Here is a 23,262-nt window from a genome sequence, read left to right as displayed (position 1 = left end):
TCGATGCGCGCGGGCAGCGGGCACGACCCGCGGGTCCAACAGCGGGCGCTACTGCTTGCCGAATTCCTCCCCCATCTCTTTCGCGCGCGCGTCCGCTGCCAGTGCGCCGCGCACGATGGCATCCTTCACATGCTGCGCGTCGAATGCGGCGAGCGCCGCCGCGGTCGTCCCGCCTTTGGACGTCACGCGTTCGCGCAACACCGACGGCGGTTCATCCGATTGCGCCGCCAGTTGCGCCGCGCCGGTGAACGTGGCGACCGCGAGCGCGCGGCCCTGCGCTTCATCCATGCCGAGCTGGCGCGCCGCTTCCTGCAGCGCCTCGATGAAATAGAAGACGTACGCGGGGCCGCTGCCCGAGATTGCGGTGACCGCGTCGATTTTCGCCTCGTCGTCGAACCAGACCGTTTGTCCGACCGCGCCGAGCACTTGCGATGCGAGCGCGCGTCCTGCTTCGTCGACGCCGCCCAGCGCAACGAGACCTGTCACGCCCATGCCGATCAGCGCGGGCGTATTCGGCATCGTACGCACGATGCGCGCATGGCCGTTCAGCCAGCGCGACAGGTCGGCGGCGCGAATGCCCGCGACGATGCTGATCACGAGCTGCCGCGCCGACAGATGCGCCGCCAGCGCGCCGGCGACGTCCTTCGCCACTTGAGGCTTGACCGCCAGCACGACCGCGTCGAACGAGGCGAGCGCCGCATCGGCGGCCGCGCCGGTGGCGATGCCGAACTGTTGCTGGTTGCGCTTGCGTGCGTCTTCGTTCGGGTCGATCGCATAGAGATCGGACGCCGCGACGCCGCGCTTGATCAGACCGCCGATCAGCGCGGCAGCCATGTTGCCGCCGCCGATAAAGGCAATTTTCATGGTGTGTCCGGAAGGAGGTTTAGTGGGAGTAGTCGCGCGCGCCGAAGATCGCCGTGCCGATGCGCACCATCGTCGCGCCTTCGAGTACGGCCGCTTCGAGGTCGCCCGACATGCCCATCGACAAGGTGTCGAGTTCGAGCCCGTCGGCGCGCAGCCTGTCGAACAGTTCGCGCAGCGCGCGGTGCGGCACCCGTTGCTGTTCGATGCTGCCGACGGGTTCCGGAATGGCCATCAGGCCACGCAGGCGCAGCTTCGGCAGCGCTGCGATCGCGTGCGCGATCCCGGCTGCTTCGCCGGGCGGCACACCGGATTTCGACACTTCGCCGCTCACGTTGACCTGCACGCATACGTTGAGCGGCGGCACGCCGTCCGGCCGCTGTTCGGCGAGCCGTTGCGCGATCTTCAGACGATCGATCGAATGAACCCAGTCGAAACGCTCGGCGACGGGGCGCGTCTTGTTCGATTGCAGCGGTCCGATGAAATGCCACTCGATCGTGTCGCGCAGATCGGCGAGTGCGTCGAGCTTCGTCAGCGCTTCCTGCACGTAGTTTTCGCCGAACGCGCGCTGCCCCGCGGCGTGCGCGGCGCGGACATCTTCGGCCGGAAACGTCTTCGATACCGCGAGCAGCGCGACCGAGCGCGGATCGCGGCCGGCGACTTGCGCGGCGAGCGCGATGCGCTGGCGCACCGCGTCGAGATTGTGGATCAGGTCGGGCATGACAACGTCTGCAAGGGTCGATGGCGTTTAATTATACGGATGCGAAGGGCGTGCTACCGCGCGACTACATCGGCGCCGCGCCTTCGCTTGACTGGTCCGTCCGCTTTTGCGTACCCGCTCCAAATGCTTTCGCGCGACCGGCCTGTCACCGCGCCAGCATGTGCTCGACGAGCTCGATCCAGTGGACCACCGGCGTCGACGTTCCGCTTTGCAGATGCGCAATGCACCCGACGTTTGCCGATACGATGATCTGTGGCTCCTGCGCGTGCAGGCGCTCGAGCTTCTGGTTGCGCAGCGCGTACGACAGCGCCGGCTGTGTCAGCGAATAGGTGCCGGCCGAGCCGCAGCACAGGTGACTATCGGCGGGTAGCCGCACGTCGATGCCGAGTTCGCCGAGCAGGTGCTCGACCTTGCCGCGGATCTGCTGCCCATGCTGCAGCGTGCACGGCGGATGGAACGCCACCGTGTGCACCGCGCGCGGGCGCGCGAGGGCCGCCAGCGGTTCCTCGAACTCGGGCAGGATTTCCGCGATGTCGCGGGTCAGTTCGACGATGCGGCGCGCCTTCTCCGCATACGCCGGGTCGTCGCGCAACAGATGCGCGTATTCCTTGATCGTCGCGCCGCAGCCCGACGCGTTCATTACGATCGCTTCGACACCTGCTTCGACATACGGCCACCATGCATCGATGTTTGCGCGCATGTCGTCGAGCGCTTCGTCGTTGTAGCCCAGGTGCAGGCGGATCGCGCCGCAGCAGCCGGCGTCCGGCGCGACGATCGTCTCGATGCCGAGCGCGTCGAGCACACGCGCGGTGGCCGTGTTCACGTTCGGCATCATCGAGGGCTGCACGCAGCCGGCGAGCATCAGCATCTTGCGCGCATGCTTCGACGCGGGCCATTCGAGCTGGCGCTGGCGCGCCGGCACCTTGTCGCGCAGCTTCTTCGGCAGTAGCGGACGTACGTGCTGGCCGAGGCGCATCGCGGGGGTGAACAGCGCTTCGTTCGGCACGAAGCTCGCCAGCATGCGGCGCAGCACGCGCTGGCCGAGCGGCCGCGACACTTTCTCTTCGGTCAGCTTGCGCCCGATCTCGACGAGCCGGCCATATTGCACGCCCGACGGGCAAGTCGATTCGCAGTTGCGGCATGTGAGACAGCGATCGAGGTGAGTCTGCGTGCTGCGCGTGACAGGCGTGCCTTCGACCAACTGCTTGATCAGATAGATGCGCCCGCGCGGGCCGTCGAGTTCGTCGCCGAGCAGCTGGTAGGTCGGGCACGTCGCCGTGCAGAAACCGCAGTGCACGCATTTGCGCAGGATCGCGTCGGCTTCCGCTCCGTCGGGCGTATTGCGAATGAAGTCCGCGAGGTTCGTTTGCATCGCGCGCTCAGAAGTCGGGGTACAGCCGGCCGCGATTGAAGATGCGAGCCGGATCGAAAGCGGCCTTCAGACCGCGGTGAATCTTCATCAACGGGGCGGGCAGCGGCGTGAACACGCCCGCGCTGCGATCGTAGCCTTGGCCGGTGCGGAAAATCGTTGCGTGACCGCCGGCCTGCTTGGCGCTGATGCGCACCGTTTGCGCGTCGGCGTCGGTGATCCACCAGCGCTGTGCGCCGCCCCATTCCATCATCTGCGCGCCGGGCAGCTGAAGCGGTTCGGTGATGGTCGGCAGTGCGAGCCGCCACAGCGCAGCCTTTGGCGCGATCGCCGCAAAGAACGGGTCAGTCTGTTCACGCAAGCCTGACCAGAAGCGTTCCGCTTCGACCGCGTCGACGACTTCGCCGCCGAGCGACGAGCGCGCCGACTTCACGGCCGCTTCCGCGCCGCCGAGACGCAGCACGAGCGTGCCGTTGCGCCACGCGCTCGCGCTGACCGGCAGCGGCCGGCCGCCCCATTCGTTGAGCTTGCGGACCGCGTCGGTACCGTTCATATCGAATTTCAGCGTGATTTCCGCCTTCGGGCGCGGCAATACCTTGACCGACAGTTCCAGAATCAACGCGAGCGTGCCGAGCGAGCCGGCCATGAGTCGCGAGACGTCGTAGCCGGCGACGTTCTTGACCACCTGTCCGCCGAAGTGCAGCACCTGGCCATGGCCATTCATCACGACCGCCCCGAGCACGAAGTCGCGCGGCGCGCCGGCCGATTGACGGCGCGGGCCCGCGATACCGGCGGCGATGCAGCCGCCGAGCGTCGCTTGCGGGCCGAAATGCGGCGGTTCGAAGGCGAGCATCTGGTCGTGCTCGGCGAGCGTCGCTTCGATTTCCGCAAGCGGAGTGCCTGCGCGCGCGGTGATGACCAGCTCCCCGGAATCGTACGCGATGATGCCGCGATGGGCGCGCGTATCGAGGACGTCTCCCTGTAGCGACTGGCCATACCAGTCTTTCGTGCCGCCGCCGCGAACTCGCACTGGGCGTCTTTCGGCGGTGGCCGAACGGATTCGTTCGGACCATTCGGCGACGATGTCGTCCTCTTCCATAGCGTCGTGTTTCGTTGTAGTTGATTCGATTGTACCGGGCGATGCCTGGCTGGCAACCCGGAACGGACCCGTACGGGAAGCGCCAAGGGGCGCTATCGAAGGCGTTGCTCAAAGTCAGTAAGAACCCCAATGGGCGGGCGTGCGCCGGGTTCGCGGGCAAGGACACCCACGTCTGCGCGTTGCGCGAAGCGCAGGCCGCAGGCGTGGGCGAAAGACTCCGGTTACCGCGCAAAAGCGGCCGCTAGAAGCGCGGCAGTTCCGGATGCGGCAACAGGCCCGCGCGAATATGCATTTTGCCGTACTCGGCGCAGCGCGCGCGGGTCGGGATGCCCTTGTCGGGGTTCAGCAGGCCGGGCGGATCGAACGCACGCTTTACCGCATGAAACGCATCGCGCTCCTCCGCCGAAAATTGGACGCACATCGAATTGATTTTCTCGATGCCCACGCCGTGCTCGCCCGTGACGGTGCCGCCCAGCTCGACGCAACTCTCGAGAATATCCGAACCGAATGCTTCGGCGCGATGCCACTCGTCGAGGTCGTTGCCGTTGAAAAGAATCAGCGGATGCATATTGCCGTCGCCCGCATGGAACACGTTGATGCAGCGCAGGTTGTACTTCTGTTCCATTGCTTCGATGCGGGCGAGCAATGGACCGATGCTGCGGCGCGGCACCGTGCCGTCCATGCAGTAGTAGTCGGGCGAGATGCGGCCCGCCGCCGGAAATGCGTTCTTGCGGCCGGACCAGAAGCGCAGGCGCTCGCTTTCCGAGCGCGAGATCTGGATGCGCGTGGCGCCGTGCTCGCGCAGCACCGCGGTCATCCTGACGATTTCTTCGCTGACTTCTTCGGGCGTGCCGTCCGATTCGCAAAGCAGAATCGCCGCTGCGTCGAGGTCGTAGCCCGCGCGGACGAACTCTTCGACCGCGCGCGTGGCCGGCTTGTCCATCATTTCGAGGCCGGCTGGAATGATGCCTGCGGCGATGATGCCGGCGACCGCGTCTCCGCCTTTCACGACGTCGTCGAAACTCGCCATGATCACCTGCGCGGTCTGCGGCTTCGGAATCAGACGGACCGTGACCTCGGTGACAATCGCGAACATGCCTTCGCTGCCGACGACCACCGCGAGCAGATCGAGGCCCGGAGCATCGGGGCTTAGCGAGCCGAACTCGACGACTTCCCCTTCCATCGTGATCGCACGCACGCGCATGACGTTGTGCACGGTCAGGCCATATTTCAGGCAGTGGACGCCGCCCGAGTTTTCGGCGACATTGCCGCCGATCGTGCAGGCGATCTGCGACGATGGGTCCGGTGCGTAGTAGAGCCCGTAAGGTGCGGCGGCTTCGGAGATCGACAGGTTGCGCACGCCCGGCTGTACCGTTGCGGTGCGTGCATACGGGTCGACTTCGACGATCTTGCGAAAGCGCGCGAGCGATACCACCACGCCGTGCCGGATCGGCATCGCGCCGCCCGACAGGCTCGTACCCGCACCGCGCGGCACGATCGGCACATCGAGCCGATGGCAGATCTGCACGATGCGCTGCACTTGCGATTCGGTCTCGGGCAGCACGACGGCGAGCGGCAGGCGCCGGTACGCGGCGAGGCCATCGCATTCATAAGCGACCGTATCTTCTTCGCGATACAGCAGACAGTGAGTCGGCAGCACGGCCATCAAGGCCTGCACGACTTCTCGTTGCCGTTGCGCGAGCACTTCGGCTGACAGTTCGGCGGGCGCGTTCATGGTCTGTCTCCTCGTATTTTGCTTGCGCATTTGCCTATGACGGCGGTGCCGGCCGGGCACGCACGGTTCGTCTTCGTTGTTGTGCGTGCGTGCGGGATGTGCTTCGGCTCGGCCGGTCAGTTCATGCTATGCCGCCCACGAAAATATCTTGCCCGGATTCATCAGATTGCGCGGGTCGAGCGCGTGCTTGATCGCGCGCATCGTGTCGATCGCTACCGGGCCCGCTTCCTCGACGAGAAAATCGATCTTGTGCAGGCCCACGCCATGCTCGCCCGTGCAGGTGCCGTTCATTCGCAAGGCGCGCTTGACGATGCGATGGTTCAGACGCTCGGCTTCGGCGAACTCCTCGGGCCGCTGCGGATCGATCAGCATCGCAACGTGGAAGTTGCCGTCGCCGACATGTCCGACGATCGGGCACGGCAGCGTCGACGCCTTCAGGTCCTGCTCCGTTTCGACGACGCATTCGGCGAGTCGTGAAATCGGCACGCATACATCGGTGGTGACCGCGCGGCAACCCGGCTTCAGCTGCAACATCGCGAAGTACGCGTTATGTCTCGCGTTCCACAGGCGGCTGCGGTCCTCGGGGCGCGTCGCCCATTCGAAGCCTTCGCCTGTGTTCTGGGCGGCGATTTCCTGGACGAGTTCGGCCTGTTCCTTCACGCTCGCTTGCGTGCCGTGAAACTCGAAGAACAGCGTCGACGCTTCGCGCAGCGTCAGATTCGAATGGCGGTTGATGGCGCGGATCGCAAGCGCATCGACGAACTCGACGCGCGCAATCGGCACACCCATCTGGATCGTTTCGATGACCGCGCGCACGGCGCTTTCCATGGACGCGAACGTGCACACCGCGGCGGACACGGCTTCCGGTAGCGGATAGAGCCGCAATGTGATTTCGGTGACGACACCGAGCGTCCCCTCCGAGCCGACGAAAAGACGCGTCAGATCGTAGCCCGCCGACGACTTGCGCGCGTGCGTGCCCGTGCGGATCAGGCGGCCGTCGGCGAGCACCGCGCACAGGCCGAGCACGTTTTCGCGCATCGTGCCGTAGCGCACCGCGTTCGTGCCCGATGCACGCGTCGCGGTCATGCCGCCGATGCTTGCGTCGGCGCCGGGATCGATCGGAAAGAACAGGCCGGTGCCGCGCAACGCTTCATTGAGCTGCTTGCGCGAAATGCCGGGCTCGACGGTTACCGTCAGGTCTTCCGCATTGATCGACAGCACGCGGTTCATTTCGGCAAGGTCGATCGACACGCCGCCTTGCACCGCGAGAAGGTGACCTTCGAGCGACGAGCCATTGCCGTAAGGAATGACCGGTACGTCGTACCGGGCGCAGAGCCGGATAACGGTTTGCACGTCTTCGGCGTTGCGCGCGAAGACGACGGCATCGGGCAGTTGCGGATCGAACGGCGATTCGTCGCGGCCATGATTGGTGCGGACCGCTTCGGCGGTCGAGACGCGTTCGCCGAATGCGGATTGCAGCGCGCTGAGCAACTCGGCGGGGAAGGGACGGCGCACGGCGGTGGGCGGCGCGGGATGGTTCACGCTGGTCTCCTGTAAGGCATATTTGTTGCAGCGATTTGAACCATTCTACGCCGATGCCTCGGCAGCAAACACGGGATGGCGGTGGGCTGGCGATTCGCCCGCAAAACTTATAATGGTCTCGACCGATGCGCAGCGCCACTACAGAGGAACGACATCATGGGTAACCGCCTGAGCAAGATTGCAACGCGCACCGGCGACGACGGCACGACCGGCCTTGGCGACGGTCGCCGCGTGCGCAAGGACGATGCGCGCATCGTGGCCATCGGTGAAGTCGACGAACTGAACTCCCATATTGGCCTGCTGCTCTGCGAAAGCTTGCCCGACGACGTGAGCGCCGCGCTGACGGCGATCCAGCACGATCTGTTCGATCTCGGCGGCGAACTGAGCGTGCCCGGTCACACGATGATTGCCGACGCGCATCTGCGCTGGCTGGACACATGGCTTGCCGATTACAACGCGACGCTGCCGCCGCTGAAGGAGTTCATTCTGCCCGCCGGTTCGCGGGCCGCTTCTCAGGCGCACGTTTGTCGAACCGTGTGCCGCCGCGCGGAGCGCGCGATCGTTGCGCTCGGCACGATGGAGGGCGTAAGTTCCGCGCTGCGCGGTTACGTCAACCGCTTGTCGGACCTGTTATTTGTGCTTGCGCGCGTGCTGAACAGAGTGGATGGTGGCAGCGATGTGCTATGGCAGCATGAGCGCGCCGCGAAGCGTTAGGGGTTAAGGGCGGGGGATGTGCGAACACGCGGCGCTAACCGACAGCGAGCGTCACCGGCTTGCCGATGCGGCTCAACATTTCGACCAGCGTATCGATGGTGAACTTCGACGTCTTCTTGTTCACGACGTCGGACACACGCGGCCGCGACACCATCAGAATTTCAGCCGCTTCCGCCTGTTTCAGATGATGCTGTTCGATCCAGCTCGAGAGTTCGGTCATGAGCTGTTCCTTCAGCACGCGCGTGTCATTGATCTGTTTCTGCGAAGCAGCGTGCAGGCGCTTCGCTTCCGCCGCGGAGAAACCGAGTTCGAGGAACAGGTTCGCACCGGGCTTCGTAACGTGACGGATTCTGGTATCGATGGTCATCGCTATGCCTTCCTAACATTTGCCAAAGCACGATAACGCGCTTCGGCGATTTCTCTGTCTTGTTTGCTCGTTGCCTGCGTCTGCTTCTGGAAACAATGCAGCACATAGATGGCTTCGACGAACTTTGCGACATACATGACGCGAAATATGCCTTCTGCTTCGTGAAGGCGAATTTCGCGCGTTCCTGCACCGACCCGATCAAAGGGTTTCCAGTTGTCCGGGTCAAGTCCGGCTTGTACTTTGGAAAGCTGAAAACCTGCTTGCCGCCGTGCTTCCTCTGGAAACGCCAGAAGGTCGTCATAGCTGGAGCCAACCCAGCGAATCTCTTTTTCCCGATTCATAGACTACCTTCATGTACAAAATTTTGTACCAATTCTTCTTTCAGGTCAAGTCCTTTCAACATGCCTGCGAAGAACGCCTACGGTACTCGTGTCGTACATGAATGAACATTCGTCCGGATGGCTAACGAAAAAAAGCCCGGCACGTGGCCGGGCTTTTCAGGGCGTCGAGAAGTGCGCTATCGCATGATTCAGTTGCCGCTGCCTCGTGCAATACGACGTTGTCTGACGGCCTCGGCGAGTCCGTCGAGTACGCCGATGCTTTCGTCCCAGCCGATGCACGCGTCGGTGATGCTCTGGCCGTATGTGAGCGCGCAGCCTTCCTGCAGATCCTGGCGTCCGGCAACCAGATGCGACTCGACCATCACGCCGACGATGCGCTCATCGCCGCCCGCGATCTGGCGGCCGATATCGGCGCAAACCGGAATCTGGTTCTCGTGCTTCTTCGAGCTGTTTGCATGGCTTGCGTCGATCATCAGTCGCGCGGCGAGACCGGCCTTGCCGATGTCCGCACACGCGACATCGACGCTTTGCGCATCGTAGTTCGGCGCTTTGCCGCCGCGCAGGATGATGTGGCAATCTTCGTTGCCCGCGGTCGACACGATCGCCGAATGGCCGCCCTTCGTCACCGAAAGGAAGTGGTGCGGCTGCGACGCCGCCTTGATCGCGTCGACGGCGATCTTCACATTGCCGTCCGTGCCGTTCTTGAAGCCCACCGGACACGAGAGCCCCGAAGCGAGTTCGCGATGCACTTGAGATTCCGTGGTGCGCGCGCCGATCGCGCCCCACGAGACCAGGTCGGCGATGTACTGCGGGCTGATCATGTCGAGAAACTCGCTGCCGGCCGGCAGACCCAGCTCGTTGATATGCAGCAGCAGTTCGCGCGCGGCACGCAGGCCGTCGTTGATCTTGAAACTGTTGTCGAGATGCGGGTCGTTGATGAGACCTTTCCAGCCGACCGTCGTGCGCGGCTTCTCGAAATACACGCGCATGACGATCTCGAGCTCGCCCGCGAGGCGTTTGCGCTGTTCGATGAGGCGCCCGGCGTACTCGAGCGCCGCTTTCGGGTCATGAATCGAGCACGGACCGATGATGACGATCAACCGGTCGTCCATGCCGTGCAGGATGCGATGCAATGCCTGCCGCGTGTTGAAGATCAGGTCCGATTCCTTTTCGCTGCACGGGAATTCGCGGATCAGGTGCGCGGGCGGGGTAAGTTCCTTCAGTTCGCGAATTCGGACATCGTCGGTATTGTGCGGGGGCATGTCGTTCTCCAGGTGCAGTTCGTAGCGTCGGTATGTGGTGTGTTGTTGCGTGTTCGTTGCATGTGAGCGGGAGCGTCGGCTCCGCGCATCGGATAAGTGGGGGAAAAGCCGCGGCAAAAAAAAACCGCCAGACTCGCTGGCGGTTTTTCGGGAATTTCGGGCTTGCCTTTTATGCACTAACACCCCTCTCGATCCGCCAGCGGTCTGAGATGCCAAAAGAAATAAAAATAAAACCGGGCGGACATGATGGAAAAGAGTGGGTTCTGCAAAAAAGGTTGAGTGGCTTTATACCTTGCACAAGCGCGCTTGACAAGCGGATCGATCAAAAAACGCGGAAAATCCGCACGTTTTCAGCAATTTCTGCGGGAAGCGTGCGAATCGCCGCGTTCAGACTGTTCCGCCGACCGTCATCCGGTCGATGCGCAGCGTCGGCTGGCCGACGCCGACCGGCACGCTCTGGCCTTCCTTGCCGCATACGCCGACGCCGGTATCGAGCGACATATCGTTGCCGATCATGCTCACGTATTTGAGCGACTCGGGGCCGCTGCCGATCAGCGTCGCGCCCTTCACCGGATAGCTGATCTTGCCGTTCTCGATCATGTACGCCTCGGACGCCGAGAACACGAACTTGCCGTTCGTGATGTCGACCTGGCCGCCGCCGAAGTTCACCGCATAGAGGCCGTTCTTCACCGACGCGATGATTTCCTGCGGATCCTTGTCGCCGTTCAGCATGTAAGTGTTGGTCATGCGCGGCATCGGCAACGCCGCGTACGATTCGCGGCGCGCATTGCCGGTTACCGGCATCTTCATCAGGCGCGCGTTCAGCGTGTCCTGGATGTAGCCCTTCAGAATGCCGTCTTCGATCAGCGTCGTGCACTGCGTCGCATTGCCTTCGTCGTCGATATTGAGCGAGCCGCGGCGGTTCGGCAGCGTGCCGTCGTCCACGACCGTGACGCCCCTGGCTGCGACCTGCTCGCCGATGCGGCCCGCGAACGCCGACGAACCCTTGCGGTTGAAGTCGCCCTCGAGCCCGTGGCCGATTGCTTCATGCAGCAGCACGCCCGGCCAGCCCGGCCCGAGCACGACGGTCATGGCGCCGGCCGGCGCCGGACGCGCGTCGAGGTTCACGAGCGCCGCATGCACGGCGTCGTCGACGTAGCGCGAGAGGACATCGTCGGTGAAGTAGCCGTAATCGAAGCGGCCGCCGCCGCCGCCGGTGCCGATTTCGCGGCGGCCGTTCTGTTCTGCGATTACGGTTACCGATACACGCACGAGCGGCCGGATGTCGGCCGCCAGCGCGCCGTCGCTGCGTGCGACCAGCACGACGTCGTATTCGCCGGCGAGGCCCGCCATCACTTGCGTGATGCGCGGGTCGCGGCCGCGCGCCATCTGTTCGATGCGCTCGAGCAGCTTGACCTTGGCCGTTGCGTCGAGCGAATGCAGCGGATTGGACGGCAGATACAGATCGCGGCCCGCCACGCCCGTCAGCGACGAAGCTGCCTTGATCTTCTGCTTGCCGCCGCCGCTTTTCGCGATCGCGCGCGTGGCGATCGCGGCCTGGCGGATCGCGTCGGGCGACAGATCGTCCGAATACGCGAATGCGGTGCGGTCGCCGGACACGGCGCGCACGCCGACACCCTGGTCGATGCTGAAGCTGCCGGATTTGACGATGCCTTCTTCGAGACTCCACGCTTCGCTGCGCGTGGCCTGGAAGTAAAGGTCCGCGTAATCGACGCGATGCGTGAAGATCTCGGCGAGCGTGCGGGTCAGCAGGGCTTCGTCGAGGCCGTAGGGCGTGAGAAGGACGTCCTTGGCCGTCGCGAGATTACGGATGCTGGGTTCGATGATGTTCATGCGCAGTAGGTTCAGCTCGATTCAAGAGATTCGGACGGTGCACTCGGCTTGACATATGGGTGACGGCCGATGCGCTTTCAATGTGCGGCGGTTCTCGTTTGGCTACATGCAATTGCACGCGATGATCCCGGCCGGCGCTCGCCGCGCTAGCCGAGCACGCGATGCCGGTATGCCGGCAGGCTTTGCCGCACTTCGTCGATGCGGGCCCGTTCGACTGTGCCGGCGACGACGCCCGCGCCTTCGTCGCGCACGTCGAGAATTTCGCCCCAAGGGTCGATCAGCATGCTATGTCCCCATGTGCGGCGGCCATTTTCGTGCTTGCCGCCTTGCGCTGCGGCGAGCACGTAGCACTGGTTCTCGACGGCGCGCGCGCGCAGCAGCGTTTCCCAGTGGGCGCGGCCGGTCGTATACGTAAACGCGGACGGCACGACGATCATCGCGCAGTCGCCGAGGCGCCGGTACAGCTCCGGAAAGCGCAAATCGTAACAGACCGACAGGCCGACCCGCCCGAACGGCGCGTCGAAGCTGCGCACGGTTTCGCCGGGGCGGATCGTGCGCGCTTCGTCGAATGATTCGTCATCTTTTTCGAAGTTGAACAGGTGGATCTTGTCGTAGCGCGCGACTTCGCGGCCGGCGGGGTCGAATACCAGCGTGGTGTTCAGCACGCGCGACGGTTCCGGCGCGGTCAGCGGCAGCGTGCCGCCGATGATCCATACATCATGCCTGCGTGCGGCATCGGACAGAAAGCGCTGGATCGGACCGTCGCCGTACGGCTCGCGCACGGCGAGCTTGTCGGTGTCCTTGAAGCCCATGAAGCAGAAGTACTCGGGCAGCAGCACGAGTTGTGCGCCTCCGGCGGCGGCCTGCGCGATGAGCTTTTCCGCGTCGGCGAGGTTGCGATCGCGATCGGGCGTGCTGACCATCTGCAGCGCCGCGACGCGGTACGGGGCGGCCGGCTGTGACGACGAGGCCTGGCTGCCCGGGGATTGCGCGTGTTGATCGCTCATGAGCGTATCGAAAGATTCCTTTCGGAGCCGCGTGCGCCATTGACGGCGACGACGGGCGTGGACGGAACGGCGCCACAAGACTGCGCGACGAAAGTTGTGCGGTGCGGCGAGTGACCTGCCGCCATTCGCCTACTGGGCCACTGCCGCCTGCGCCGCAGGTAGCTCGCCCATCTTACCGCGATCGCCGTGCACCCGCTCGACGTGAGGCTTCGCCCACGATCCGGTAATCGCGTAGTCGAGCACGAACGCATACTCGAGCGATTGCGACAGCACGATGTCGCCCACGAGGGCGCCGAGCCCGATCAGCGGATTGATGATCGTCGCGGCGACGACGCCCGCGCCGACGCTGACGGTCGGAAACACGCGCACGTTCAGGTCCTGCGTCTCGTGCGCAAGGTCGACGCTGCCGTTCATTTCGGCGCGCGCAGGCGCCGTAATCAGCTTGAAGTTGTTCGTGCGGCCGATGCCGTCGGTAATTTCGCTGGTGCCCGTGGCGCTCGAGAACGGCAAACCCTCGCCGATCACATCGCGGAAATTGAGCGTCGCGAAGCGCGCGAGGCTTTGCAGGCTCACCACGCCCAGCAGCTTCGCGACGCCGGGGTCGACCTTCAGAATCTGCCCGTGGCGCAGATCGACCGCGAGATTGCCGTTCAGCGTCGTATAGTCGATGCGCGTCGGACCGCCTTGCCATGCCAGCTTGCCTGACAGCGTGCCTTCACCGTCTTTCAGCGTGCGCGGCAGGCCGGCGCGTTCGAGCAGTGCGCCGGCATCCTTCACGTCGAGCTTGAAATCGACGGCCGTGCGGCGCGGCGTGCTCTGGTCCGTCACCGCGCCGTATTCGCGCAGCGTCCGCCAGTTCGCGGTGGCGGTGAAGGTCGCCGCCGGGTTGCTGATGTCGAGCTTGTCGAGTTGCCAGACCGGCACGCCGTCTTCCTCGAAATTGCGCGCGTCGACCTCGAGCCGGCCGACATCGCGACCGCGCACGATCAGCTCGTTGACGACGAGGTCGATGCTCGGCATGTTCTGCGCGGGCTGCTGCATCGCCGGCCCGAGCAGATCGTTGTCGGTCGCGGCGGGAATCACGAGGCGCGCGAGGCGCGCCTGCAGCGTGCCCGGCGAACCGGCCGTCGCGCCCGGCATCCACGACACGTGGCCTGACACCTGATTCGATCCGATGTTTGCCTGCCACGTGCGATCGTAATGCGACGCGCCGACCACGACGCTCTCCCAATGGCGCTTGAGCAGCGTCAGCGTGCCGATGTGCAGCGCGAAGCGGTTCGGGACGAACTGCGCGGTCGTTTCGCTCGGCGGCACGGGCGCCACGCCCTGGTTCGCATTGCGCATCTGGATGAAGAGTGCACGCCACGCGTCGGCGTCGAGCGTGTCGAGATCGATCGTGGCGGCGACGCCTTCGGAGGGCAGGTCGGCGGGCCGGTTCACGCCGATCGCGCCGCGCACGACTTTCGGCATGTGATGCGGTTCGCTGCGCAGAAGGTAGGTCGCTGAGATCGGGCCGAAGTTCAGATCGGCACGTTCGAGGCCGCTGTCCGCGTCGCTTTTTGCGCTGCTATCTGTGCCGCTATTTGCGCCGCCGTTCGTCCCGACCGCGCCGTTCTGGCCCACGCTGTTCCGCCCCACGCCGTTCTGTCCGTTTGCCGGCGGCTTGAACGAGAAGCTGAGCGGCATCGGCGTGCCGGCGGGCTTGTTGAACGGTGCCGGGAAGTCGAGTGCGAGGCCCGTCAGGTCCGAATGGCCGGACATCTCGGGCAGCCGTCCCTTGGCGCCGCGCACGCTGAGCGCATAGGGCGCGCCTCCCTGGATATGGCTCAGCACCTGCGGTGCAAGGCCGTGCAGATCGAGCTCTCGCGCCGCCTCGAGCGCGACGTGTCCGTTCAGATCGAGCGCATAGCTGCCGTTTTCCTGAAGGCCGCCGTTCGCGTGCATATCGCCCCCGAAAAAGTGCCCCGAGAGGTTATCGACCTGAGCGGTGTGCTCGGTGAAGCGCACCTTGCCCTTGAGTTGCGACAGCGGCGGCACTTTTTCCATCGCGAGCCGGTTGTTCTCGAACGTGATCGAGCCGGCGACGCCGACGCGCGGCCGCGGCGCGCGCGGATCGAGCGGCGCGCGCGGCACGGTCAGCTTCAGCGCGAGCGCGGCGGGACCGTCGGCCTTCACTTTGCGCGTGATGTGCTTCGTCAGGATGCCAAGCGAGCTGTCGTCGACATAGTCGAGCATGTCCGATAGCGGCCCGCGCCCCGTGCCGTTGATGACGAGGGCCTTCGAGCGGTCGCCGAGATCGCTGATCTCGCCCGTTACCTTGTTGACCTTTACGCCTTTGTAATGCGCGCGGTCGACGTCGAAGCGCAGCACGTTTTCCTTCAGCGAGAACACGCCGTCGATGCCCTCGAAGCCAGGCCAGACGCTTGGTGTGCCGTTTTTCATCGTACGCGGCGGATACGGCGTCGGATCGAAGCGGCCACCGGTAAACGGCGCAACGATACGGAACACGCCGGCGCTCGGGTCGCGCGAATACGGGAATTTTTCGAGGTTGCCGTGAATCTGGATCGTCGCGCCGCGCGACATGCCCGCCTGCAAGCCGTGGCCCAGATACGTCCTGAGCCGTTCGCTGATGCTGGTCGGCAGATAGCGGACGATGCGCGACACCTGTGCGCGCTCGAAGGTCGCATCGAGATCGAGCGAGCCCCGCCCGTGCCCGACGTTGGAGTAGCTCGCGCTTGCTTTCGCGCTGGTGTCCGCATTCGCAACCGTGAGCTCGGACACGTCGACCTTGAATGCTTTGTGCTTGTCGCCGGGCGCGATGCTCTGCGCGACCGTCCACGTGCCTTTGCCTCGCAGGCGGTCGAAGGTCAGGCGCGGATCGTCGAAGACGCCCGGCAAGGTGATGGCCGCCTTTTGCGTATCGAGCGTGAGCGAGCCTTGTTTTTCATTCGCGTCGACCGATCCCCAGAGGTTTTCGAAGCCTGGAATGCCGGCGCGCGGATGGCCGCGCGCGGTCAGGCCGGGTGGCGGTTCCTGGGCGGCTACGCTGATGCCTTGCAGATCGGCCTTGAACGTATAGTGGATGACCGGTTCCGCGCCGGTCTCGGCGCGTTCGCTTGCCGCTTCGCCGGAATCCGGCTTGTCGCGCTCGACTTCGATCGTGTAGTTCGACACGATGCCGCGCGGATTGAAGCGCACGAGATTGTTGAGAAGCCGCCGCGGCAGCGGCAGCGCACGGCTGAATTCGGCGAGGATGCCGAGGTCGACGCGATCGCCCGAGAAGCTGATCAACTGGCCATGCTGGACGCTTTGCTTGCGAAAGCGACCATTCAACGTGCCGAAGGTCAGCGCGCGCGTCACCGGCGTACCGTCGGACAGCGGCGGCTGGCCGAGTTCCGCGCGCAGGTTATGGAGCTGCAACGTGTATTCGTCGGCTTCGTGTGCGAAGGTCCACGTGAAGCGCGCGACCGGCACGTCGAGCTTCGGCTGGGTCGGACGCACACGCAGTGCAATATCGCTGCCCGACAGTTCGCCGGTCGCGGACAGGATGCGCCCTTCGGCAAACTCGACCCAGATTGCGTTATCGATGCGGCCCGCGTACGTCGAGATCGGGAAGTCGATGTAACGCGCGAGCGTCGGCAGATCGACGGGTCCGGTCGACAGGTAGGCGCTGCCGCTCCAGTTGATCGGCTTGCCCATCGCGCCGACCCGTGCGTTCCTGAAATGCGCGCGGAAATCGAGCGGGCCGGACAGCACCTTGCCGTCGGCGGGCGCCTGCAGCGCGAAGCGATGTTCGTCGCCATCGTTAAGAATGGCGAGGCGGATGTTCTGCAGTGCGATTTCAGGCGCGTTCTTCTTTTGCGCGTCGCGCCAGCGCAGCGTGCCGCCGCGCAGGACCATGGCCTGCTGACGCAGCAGCCAGGTCGAAAACGTGTCGTTGCCCGTATGGCCGGACGGCAGCGGCACGCCGGCGACCGACAGCGTGCTGTCGTCATTGCGCTCGACGAGCAGATTCGGTTGATCGACGACGAGGCTCGAGAGGATCGGCTTCAGCTTCCACAAGGTGCTCCACGACACGGTGGCCGTAGCGTGCGGAATTGACAAAGCGACATGGCCGTTGCGATCGCGAATCGTGAGATCGGAGACCTCGACACCGGGCTGGAAGCTGATCCAGTGCGGCGTCAGCTTACCGATCGACAACTGCGCATGGATCTTCTCTGAAATCGCCGCTTCAATGCGCGGACGAAACGATTCGACTTGCGGCAGCACGACATAGCGCAGCCCGAGCACGAGCAGCAACGTGAGGAAGTACGCGACGAGCGCGACGCCCAGCACGAAGTGAAGTGTGTGCCGCAGCACCAGATGGTCGCCTCCGCTTTCGTGCCGGACGCGTCCTACGTCGGGCCGGTCAGCGGGTAGGTTTCGCTCGGACATGCTTAAGGCAGGTTGGGCGTATGGTAGTTTTGCGGACTAACGATGAAATGTATCACACGAACCGTCGCGAGGTACTTCCGGCAAACCCTGTGCCGGTGGGGCCTGGCGGCCAGCCGGCCGAACTTTTTTCAATGCCTTTGCAAACCCGCTTCCGCTTGAAGACGGTGCGGTGCGGCAAGCGGGAATCAAAGCAACACATGGAAGTCAGTCGAAGCAACGAGCGAGCCAGATACCGATGACCGATACGACGTTGTTGAGTTCCAGCTATTCGAATTACGCATGCCGCGCGTATGCCGCGCGTCCTGAACTGGCGGCACGCGTCGCGACGCTGGCCGCGGCGCCCATCACGCGCGAGAGGATCGACGCGCGCCTCGATGAACTGTGTGAAGCGTGCGATGCAAGGCGCGCGGCCAATCATGCAACGCTTACCGAAGAAGCGTTGAAGCAGGTGCTGCGGCAATTGCGCACCGAAGTGTTCTGTGCGGCGATGGAGCGCGATCTGGCCGGTCACGCGGACGTCGCCGAAGTCACCGGCACGATGACCGACCTCGCCGAAGCGACGATCCAGCGCGCACTCGCCGTGTTGTCGGCCGAACTCGAAGCGCAGTTCGGCGAGCCGCGCGGTCCGGACGGCGAGCGGCTCACGCTCGGCGTGGTCGGCATGGGCAAGCTCGGCGGGCGCGAGCTCAACGTGTCGTCGGACATCGATCTGATTTTCGTCTGCGAAGACGATGGCGAGACCGCCGGCGGGCAGCGCGCCGCGATCACGACCCAGGAATATTTCACCCGGCTCGGCAAGCGGTTGATCGGTGCGCTCGCCGAAGTGACGAGCGATGGCTACGTGTTTCGCGTCGACATGCGATTGCGGCCGAACGGCGATGCGGGGCCGCTCGTCTGCAGCCTCGGCATGCTCGAGGAATATTTCTATGTGCAGGGGCGCGAGTGGGAACGCTATGCATGGATCAAGGGGCGGCTCGTGTCCGAGCAGAGCAGCGCCGAGGCGCGGCGCCTTTCGAAGCTGCTCGACGCGATCGTGAAGCCGTTCGTCTATCGCCGTTATCTGGATTTCGGCGTGATAGGCGCGATTCGCGCGTTGCATCTGCAGATCCGTCAGGAGGCGCAGCGCCGCGCGTCGATGCGGCCGGACAAGGCCGACGACATCAAGCTCGGACGCGGCGGCATACGCGAGATCGAGTTTAGCGCGCAGGTGTTTCAACTGATCCGCGGCGGTCAGGACGCGGGCTTCCGGATCCGGCCGACGCTCGCGGTGCTGCGCCACGCGACGGCGCGCGGGTTGGTCGCGGCGCCGGTCTGCGAAGCGCTGACCGATGCTTACCGCTTTCTGCGCAAGCTCGAACACCGGCTGCAGTATCGCGACGATGCGCAGACGCACGCGATGCCCGTCGACGACGACGAACGCGCGGCTCTCGCGCAGTCGATGGGTTTCGCGGACTACGCCGCATTGATGGCGACGCTCGACGCGCATCGCGAGCGCGTCGAGCAGCAGTTCGATCAGATCTTTGCCGACAAGGTGAACGGCGAAGGCGGCCGCACTGCCGACGACGGCGGCGCGGCCGACTGGGTGTGGAGTAGCGCGCTCGCCGACGAAAGCGCTGGCGATGCGCTTACGGCACGGCTCGTCGAACTCGGTATTGCGGAGCCCGCCGAACTGCTGGCCCGGATGCGTGCAGTGTGGCAGTCGTCGCGTTATGCGGGACTGCCCGAGCGAAGCCGCGAGCGCTTCGACAGCGTCGCGCAGCGCACGCTCGAAGCGGCGCGCAAGCTCGAGCCGCCGCAGCGGCGCGGCGACACGGTCGCGCGCGTGTTCGATCTGCTCGAAGCGGTGAGCCGGCGCGGCGCATATCTCGCGCTTCTGACCGAGTATCCGCAAGCCTTGCATCGTGTGCTGTCGGTGCTCGGCGCGTCGCGCTGGGCGGCCGGCTATCTGATTCGCCATCCGCAGCTGCTCGACGAACTGCTCGACGACGAAGCGATGGCGAGCCCATTCGACTGGGCCGAATTCAAGCGCACGCTGCGCCTGCGGCTCGCGGCGGCCGACGGCGTCGAGCAGCAGATGGATCTGCTGCGGCATGCGCACCAGGCCGAGGTGTTCCGCATTCTGCTGATCGATCTGGCCGGCAAGCTCAGCGTCGAGCATGTGAGCGACCGCCTGTCCGAGCTCGCCGACGCGGTGCTCGACGTGACCATCGAAGCGGTCTGGAATCAGCTCGCGAAACGCCATCGCGATGTGCCGCGCTTTGCGATCATCGCGTACGGCAAGCTTGGCGGCAAAGAGCTCGGCTATGCGTCGGATCTCGACCTGATCTTTTTGTACGACGATCCGGCCGACGTTGCGCCCGACGTCTACGCGACATTCGCGCGCCGGCTGATCTCATGGCTCACGACCGCGACCGGCGCCGGCACGCTGTTCGACATCGATCTGCGCTTGCGGCCGAACGGTGAGTCGGGGTTGCTCGTGACCGATCTCGATGCGTTTCGCCGTTATCAGCTGCGCGAAGGCGATGCGGCGAATACCGCATGGGTCTGGGAGCATCAGGCGCTGACGCGCGCGCGTTACTGCGCGGGCGACACGCAGATCGGCGCGCGCTTCGAGGCGATCCGCGAACAGGTGCTGACGATGCCGCGCGAAGCGGCGCCGCTGATGAAGGAAATCGTCGAAATGCGCGAGCGCGTGGAGGCCGGCCATCCGAATCGCACGCCGCTTTTCGACCTGAAGCACGATCGTGGCGGGATGGTCGATATCGAGTTCACGGTTCAGTACTGGGTGCTGCTGCATGCGGCGCGCGATCCGGAGCTGATCCGCAATACCGGCAATATCGCGCTGCTGCGCGAGGTGTCGCGCTTTGGGCTCATGAGCGGCGACGAAGCGGAAACGGTCGGCGCGGCGTACCGGCGGTATCGGAAGCTGCAGCACCAGTTGCGGCTCGACGGGATGGAGAAGGCGCGCGTCGATCCGGAGACGGTGAGGGCGGAGCGCGATGCCGTGTTGCAGCTCTGGGAACGGGTATTCGGGTAGCGCCGCTCCGCCCGCCTGTGAAGATCAGGCTCAGGCCGTCAGCATTTCCTTTGCATGCTTGCGTGTCGTCGCGGTGATCTCGAGGCCGCCGAGCATGCGCGCTACCTCCTCGATCCGGCTTGCCTTGTCGAGCGGCGTGACGGTGCTGAGCGTCGCGCTCTTGCTGCCCTTGCCGTTTTTTCCGTTTGTGCTCTTCGCGACCTGGAAGTGATGGTCGCCACGCGCGGCGACTTGCGGCAAGTGCGTCACGCACAACACCTGTCGGTCGCGGCCCAATTGATGCAGCAGCCGCCCGACCACTTCCGCGACGCCGCCGCCGATGCCGGTGTCGACTTCGTCGAAGATCAGCGTCGGCGTCGGGCTCGCCGCGCTTGCGATCACCGCGAGCGCGAGACTGATACGCGCAAGCTCGCCGCCGGAAGCGACTTTGGCGAGCGGCCGCAGCGGCACGCCCGCATGGCCGGCCACGCGGAACTCGATCTGCTCGAGGCCATGCGCGCCCCCTTCCGGCAACGCGACCAGCGCCACTTCGAAGCTGCCGCCCGCCATCGACAGCTCCTGCATGCCGGTCGTCACCGCCGAGCCGAGCGCTTTCGCCGCTTTTCCGCGTGCTTTCGACAACTGCTTCGCTTCGGCGAGGTAGGCGTCTTTCGCCTTGCTCTCGGCCGCGCGCAGGCTGTCGAGGTCGGCGGCCGCGTCGAGCGCGTCGAGCTGCGCGCGGCGCGCCTGATGTTCTTCGGGCAACGATTCGGGCTGCAGTCTGAATTTGCGCGCGGCCGAATGCAATGCGTCGAGGCGTTTTTCGACCTCCGCGAGCCGGTCGGGGTCGAGTTCGAGCCGCTGCGCATAGTGGGACAGCGAGTACGACGCTTCCTGCAACTGGATCTCGGCCGGTTCGAGTGCGGCGAGAACGTCGTTGAGCGCCGGGTCGATGTCGGCCAGATCGCGCAGCTTCGAGATGATCGCACCGAGGTGCGTGATCATCGCGTCGTCCGATTCGGACAATGCGCCGAGTGCGCCCTGCACGCCGTCGATCAGGCTGGCCGAATGCGACAGGCGCCGGTGTTCGCTGTTCACTTCTTCCCATTCGCCGGGCTGCGGTGCGAGCTTGTCGAGCTCGGCGAGCTGCCAGGCGAGCCGTTCGCGCTCGAGCTGCAGTTCGCGGTCGCGCGACTGCGCATGCTCGACCGCTTGCGCTGCTTCGCGCCAGTTGCGCCAGCTGCGCGATACGGCAGCGGCCATGTCGCCGAGTCCCGCGTGCGTGTCGAACAGCTCGCGCTGCGCGTCGGGGCGCATCAGCAATTGATGCGCATGCTGGCCGTGGATGTCGACGAGCATTTCGCCGACTTCGCGCAACTGCGCGAGCGTCGCCACCGTGCCGTTGATGAACGCGCGCGAGCGGCCGTTCGCGTCGATCACGCGGCGCAGCAGCACGGTGCCGTCCTGCATTCCGCCGTCTTCGGCTTGAGCTGCGAATGCGTGCTCGTCGAGCCACTGGTCGACGAGCGCGTGCGTGTCGAATTCCGCGGTGATGTCGGCGCGTGTCTCGCCGGTGCGCACGACGCTCGCGTCGGCGCGAGCGCCGAGCGCCAGCGCGAGCGCGTCGATCAGAATCGACTTGCCGGCGCCGGTTTCACCGGAGAAGACCGTAAAGCCGCTGTCGAATTCGAGGTCGAGTGCGGCGACGATGACGAAATCGCGAATCGAGAGGTGGCGAAGCATGGAGTCGGCTTGTTCGTGGTGTCCGGCAGCGTGCAGGTTCAGTTTGGGGATGCGGGCGGGTGGCTTCGGTTCGTGCGGCGTGGCCGGCTTCAGTGATCTGGCATGCTTGCCGGATTACTGCTCTTCTTCATCGTTCTCATGTGACGGATATTCGTTCCAGTGCAGCTTCTTGCGCAGCGTCGCGTAGTAGCTGTACCCGACCGGATGCAGGAACGGCACCATGTGGCGCGAGCGCCGCACCTCGATCGTGTCGCTCAGTTCGAGCGATGTGAACGACTGCATGTCGAAATTCACGTTGACGTCGCGGCCCGACACGATCTGAATGCTGACATTCGAATGGTCCGGCAGCACGATCGGGCGGTTCGACAGCGCATGCGGCGCGATCGGCACGAGTACGATGCCGTCGAGCTGCGGATGCAGGATCGGCCCGTTCGTCGAAAGCGCATAGGCGGTCGAACCGGTCGGCGTGGCGACGATGAGGCCGTCCGAGCGCTGGTTGTACATGAAGCGGCCATCCACCGAGACGCGCAGTTCCACCATGCCCGACACGCCGCTGCGGTTCACGACGACGTCGTTGAAAGCGAGCGCATGATAGAGCGGCTCGCCCGCGCGCATGATGCGTGCCTCGAGCAGCGTGCGCTCCTCCCGTTCGAAACTGCCGCCGAGCATCTGTACGACGATCTTCTGCATGTCCGAGATCGGGATGTCGGTAATGAAGCCGAGGCGGCCGTGGTTGATGCCGATCAACGGTGTCTTGTACGGTGCGAGCTGGCGGCCGATGCCGAGCATCGTGCCGTCGCCGCCCAGCACGACCGCGACGTCGGCACGCGCGCCGATTTCCGCGGGCCGCAGCGCCGGATAGCCGGTGACCCCGATCTCCTCCGCGATCTGCGCCTCGAATACGACGTCGAACCCGCGCCTGGCGATGCAGGACGCGAGTTGCATCAGCGGCTCGCCGATGCCGGGCGTCTGGGGGCGCCCGACGAGCGCAACGGTCTTGAACTGGCTGGTAACTTGCATGCCGGCATTACACCATAGCTGCGGGCCGAAAAGAACCGTCGCCCCGCGCCGGAAGAGCCGTCGCGGCGGGCCGATGGAGTTGTCGTTGCTGGCGCCGGCGCGCGGGAGCGCCGCTGTCTTGCGTGTAGCCGATTATCGTTAGAATGGTGAAGCGCTGATGACAACGGCCGGCGCTTG

General features: G+C 65.0%; 16 protein-coding genes. 2 read left to right on the top strand and 14 right to left on the bottom strand.

Annotated elements, in window-relative coordinates; translation table 11 throughout:
- Positions 1 to 48 precede the first annotated feature (48 nt).
- The 6 genes from proC to QYH69_RS04430 all read right to left on the bottom strand — a co-directional run bounded on the left by proC (position 49) and on the right by QYH69_RS04430 (position 7,327).
- Positions 49 to 864: a pyrroline-5-carboxylate reductase gene (gene proC / locus QYH69_RS04455; RefSeq protein WP_308830701.1), complete on the bottom strand. Its 816-nt coding sequence runs from the start codon at positions 862 to 864 to the stop codon at positions 49 to 51.
- A gap of 19 nt (positions 865 to 883) precedes the next feature.
- Positions 884 to 1,582 carry a YggS family pyridoxal phosphate-dependent enzyme gene (locus QYH69_RS04450; RefSeq protein ID WP_308830700.1) on the bottom strand — a complete coding sequence of 233 codons (699 nt, stop codon included), beginning with the start codon at positions 1,580 to 1,582 and terminating at the stop codon, positions 884 to 886.
- 145 nt (positions 1,583 to 1,727) lie between these two features.
- Complete coding sequence (gene glcF / locus QYH69_RS04445) at positions 1,728 to 2,954, bottom strand: glycolate oxidase subunit GlcF (RefSeq protein ID WP_308830699.1); 1,227 nt, start codon at positions 2,952 to 2,954, stop codon at positions 1,728 to 1,730.
- A 7-nt stretch (positions 2,955 to 2,961) separates the two neighbouring features.
- Entirely contained in the window at positions 2,962 to 4,050 is a 1,089-nt protein-coding gene (gene glcE, locus QYH69_RS04440; RefSeq protein ID WP_308830698.1) for a glycolate oxidase subunit GlcE, read from the bottom strand.
- Positions 4,051 to 4,291: 241 nt separating this feature from the next.
- The gene (locus tag QYH69_RS04435; protein WP_308830697.1) at positions 4,292 to 5,785 is read right to left on the bottom strand and encodes an FAD-linked oxidase C-terminal domain-containing protein; all 1,494 of its coding nucleotides are present in this window, start codon (positions 5,783 to 5,785) and stop codon (positions 4,292 to 4,294) included.
- A gap of 126 nt (positions 5,786 to 5,911) precedes the next feature.
- Positions 5,912 to 7,327 (bottom strand): FAD-linked oxidase C-terminal domain-containing protein, encoded by a 1,416-nt coding sequence (locus QYH69_RS04430; RefSeq protein WP_308830696.1) that lies wholly within the window; start codon positions 7,325 to 7,327, stop codon positions 5,912 to 5,914.
- A 156-nt stretch (positions 7,328 to 7,483) separates the two neighbouring features.
- Here QYH69_RS04430 and QYH69_RS04425 point away from each other — a divergent pair, with 156 nt between their 5' ends.
- Positions 7,484 to 8,041, top strand: a complete 558-nt coding sequence (locus QYH69_RS04425; RefSeq protein WP_308830695.1) for a cob(I)yrinic acid a,c-diamide adenosyltransferase — start codon at positions 7,484 to 7,486, stop codon at positions 8,039 to 8,041.
- Positions 8,042 to 8,075: 34 nt separating this feature from the next.
- On the opposite strand, the gene QYH69_RS04420 is transcribed toward QYH69_RS04425, so the two are convergent.
- The 6 genes from QYH69_RS04420 to QYH69_RS04395 all read right to left on the bottom strand — a co-directional run bounded on the left by QYH69_RS04420 (position 8,076) and on the right by QYH69_RS04395 (position 17,306).
- Positions 8,076 to 8,408, bottom strand: a complete 333-nt coding sequence (locus tag QYH69_RS04420; protein ID WP_075158093.1) for a helix-turn-helix domain-containing protein — start codon at positions 8,406 to 8,408, stop codon at positions 8,076 to 8,078.
- A gap of 2 nt (positions 8,409 to 8,410) precedes the next feature.
- Entirely contained in the window at positions 8,411 to 8,749 is a 339-nt protein-coding gene (locus QYH69_RS04415) for a type II toxin-antitoxin system RelE/ParE family toxin (protein WP_308830694.1), read from the bottom strand.
- Between the two features lie 188 nt (positions 8,750 to 8,937).
- On the bottom strand, positions 8,938 to 10,011 hold the full coding sequence (aroG, locus tag QYH69_RS04410; protein WP_075158091.1) for a 3-deoxy-7-phosphoheptulonate synthase AroG: 1,074 nt from the start codon (positions 10,009 to 10,011) through the stop codon (positions 8,938 to 8,940).
- Between the two features lie 387 nt (positions 10,012 to 10,398).
- Positions 10,399 to 11,865 carry a metalloprotease TldD gene (gene tldD, locus QYH69_RS04405; protein ID WP_308830693.1) on the bottom strand — a complete coding sequence of 489 codons (1,467 nt, stop codon included), beginning with the start codon at positions 11,863 to 11,865 and terminating at the stop codon, positions 10,399 to 10,401.
- A gap of 146 nt (positions 11,866 to 12,011) precedes the next feature.
- A complete protein-coding gene (locus QYH69_RS04400) occupies positions 12,012 to 12,872 on the bottom strand; it encodes a carbon-nitrogen hydrolase family protein (protein WP_308830692.1) in 861 nt (286 codons plus the stop codon).
- A 129-nt stretch (positions 12,873 to 13,001) separates the two neighbouring features.
- On the bottom strand, positions 13,002 to 17,306 hold the full coding sequence (locus tag QYH69_RS04395) for an AsmA-like C-terminal region-containing protein (RefSeq protein WP_308830691.1): 4,305 nt from the start codon (positions 17,304 to 17,306) through the stop codon (positions 13,002 to 13,004).
- A gap of 235 nt (positions 17,307 to 17,541) precedes the next feature.
- Here QYH69_RS04395 and glnE point away from each other — a divergent pair, with 235 nt between their 5' ends.
- A complete protein-coding gene (gene glnE / locus QYH69_RS04390; RefSeq protein WP_374992346.1) occupies positions 17,542 to 20,343 on the top strand; it encodes a bifunctional [glutamate--ammonia ligase]-adenylyl-L-tyrosine phosphorylase/[glutamate--ammonia-ligase] adenylyltransferase in 2,802 nt (933 codons plus the stop codon).
- Positions 20,344 to 20,373: 30 nt separating this feature from the next.
- Here glnE and recN read toward each other — a convergent pair whose 3' ends face one another.
- Positions 20,374 to 22,065 (bottom strand): DNA repair protein RecN, encoded by a 1,692-nt coding sequence (recN, locus tag QYH69_RS04385; RefSeq protein ID WP_308830690.1) that lies wholly within the window; start codon positions 22,063 to 22,065, stop codon positions 20,374 to 20,376.
- A gap of 114 nt (positions 22,066 to 22,179) precedes the next feature.
- Positions 22,180 to 23,085 (bottom strand): NAD kinase, encoded by a 906-nt coding sequence (locus QYH69_RS04380; RefSeq protein WP_308830689.1) that lies wholly within the window; start codon positions 23,083 to 23,085, stop codon positions 22,180 to 22,182.
- Positions 23,086 to 23,262: the final 177 nt, after the last annotated feature.

Source organism: Paraburkholderia sp. SARCC-3016 (assembly GCF_031119615.1).
Classification (GTDB): domain Bacteria; phylum Pseudomonadota; class Gammaproteobacteria; order Burkholderiales; family Burkholderiaceae; genus Paraburkholderia.
This window is presented reverse-complemented; position numbering and strand designations above follow the sequence as displayed.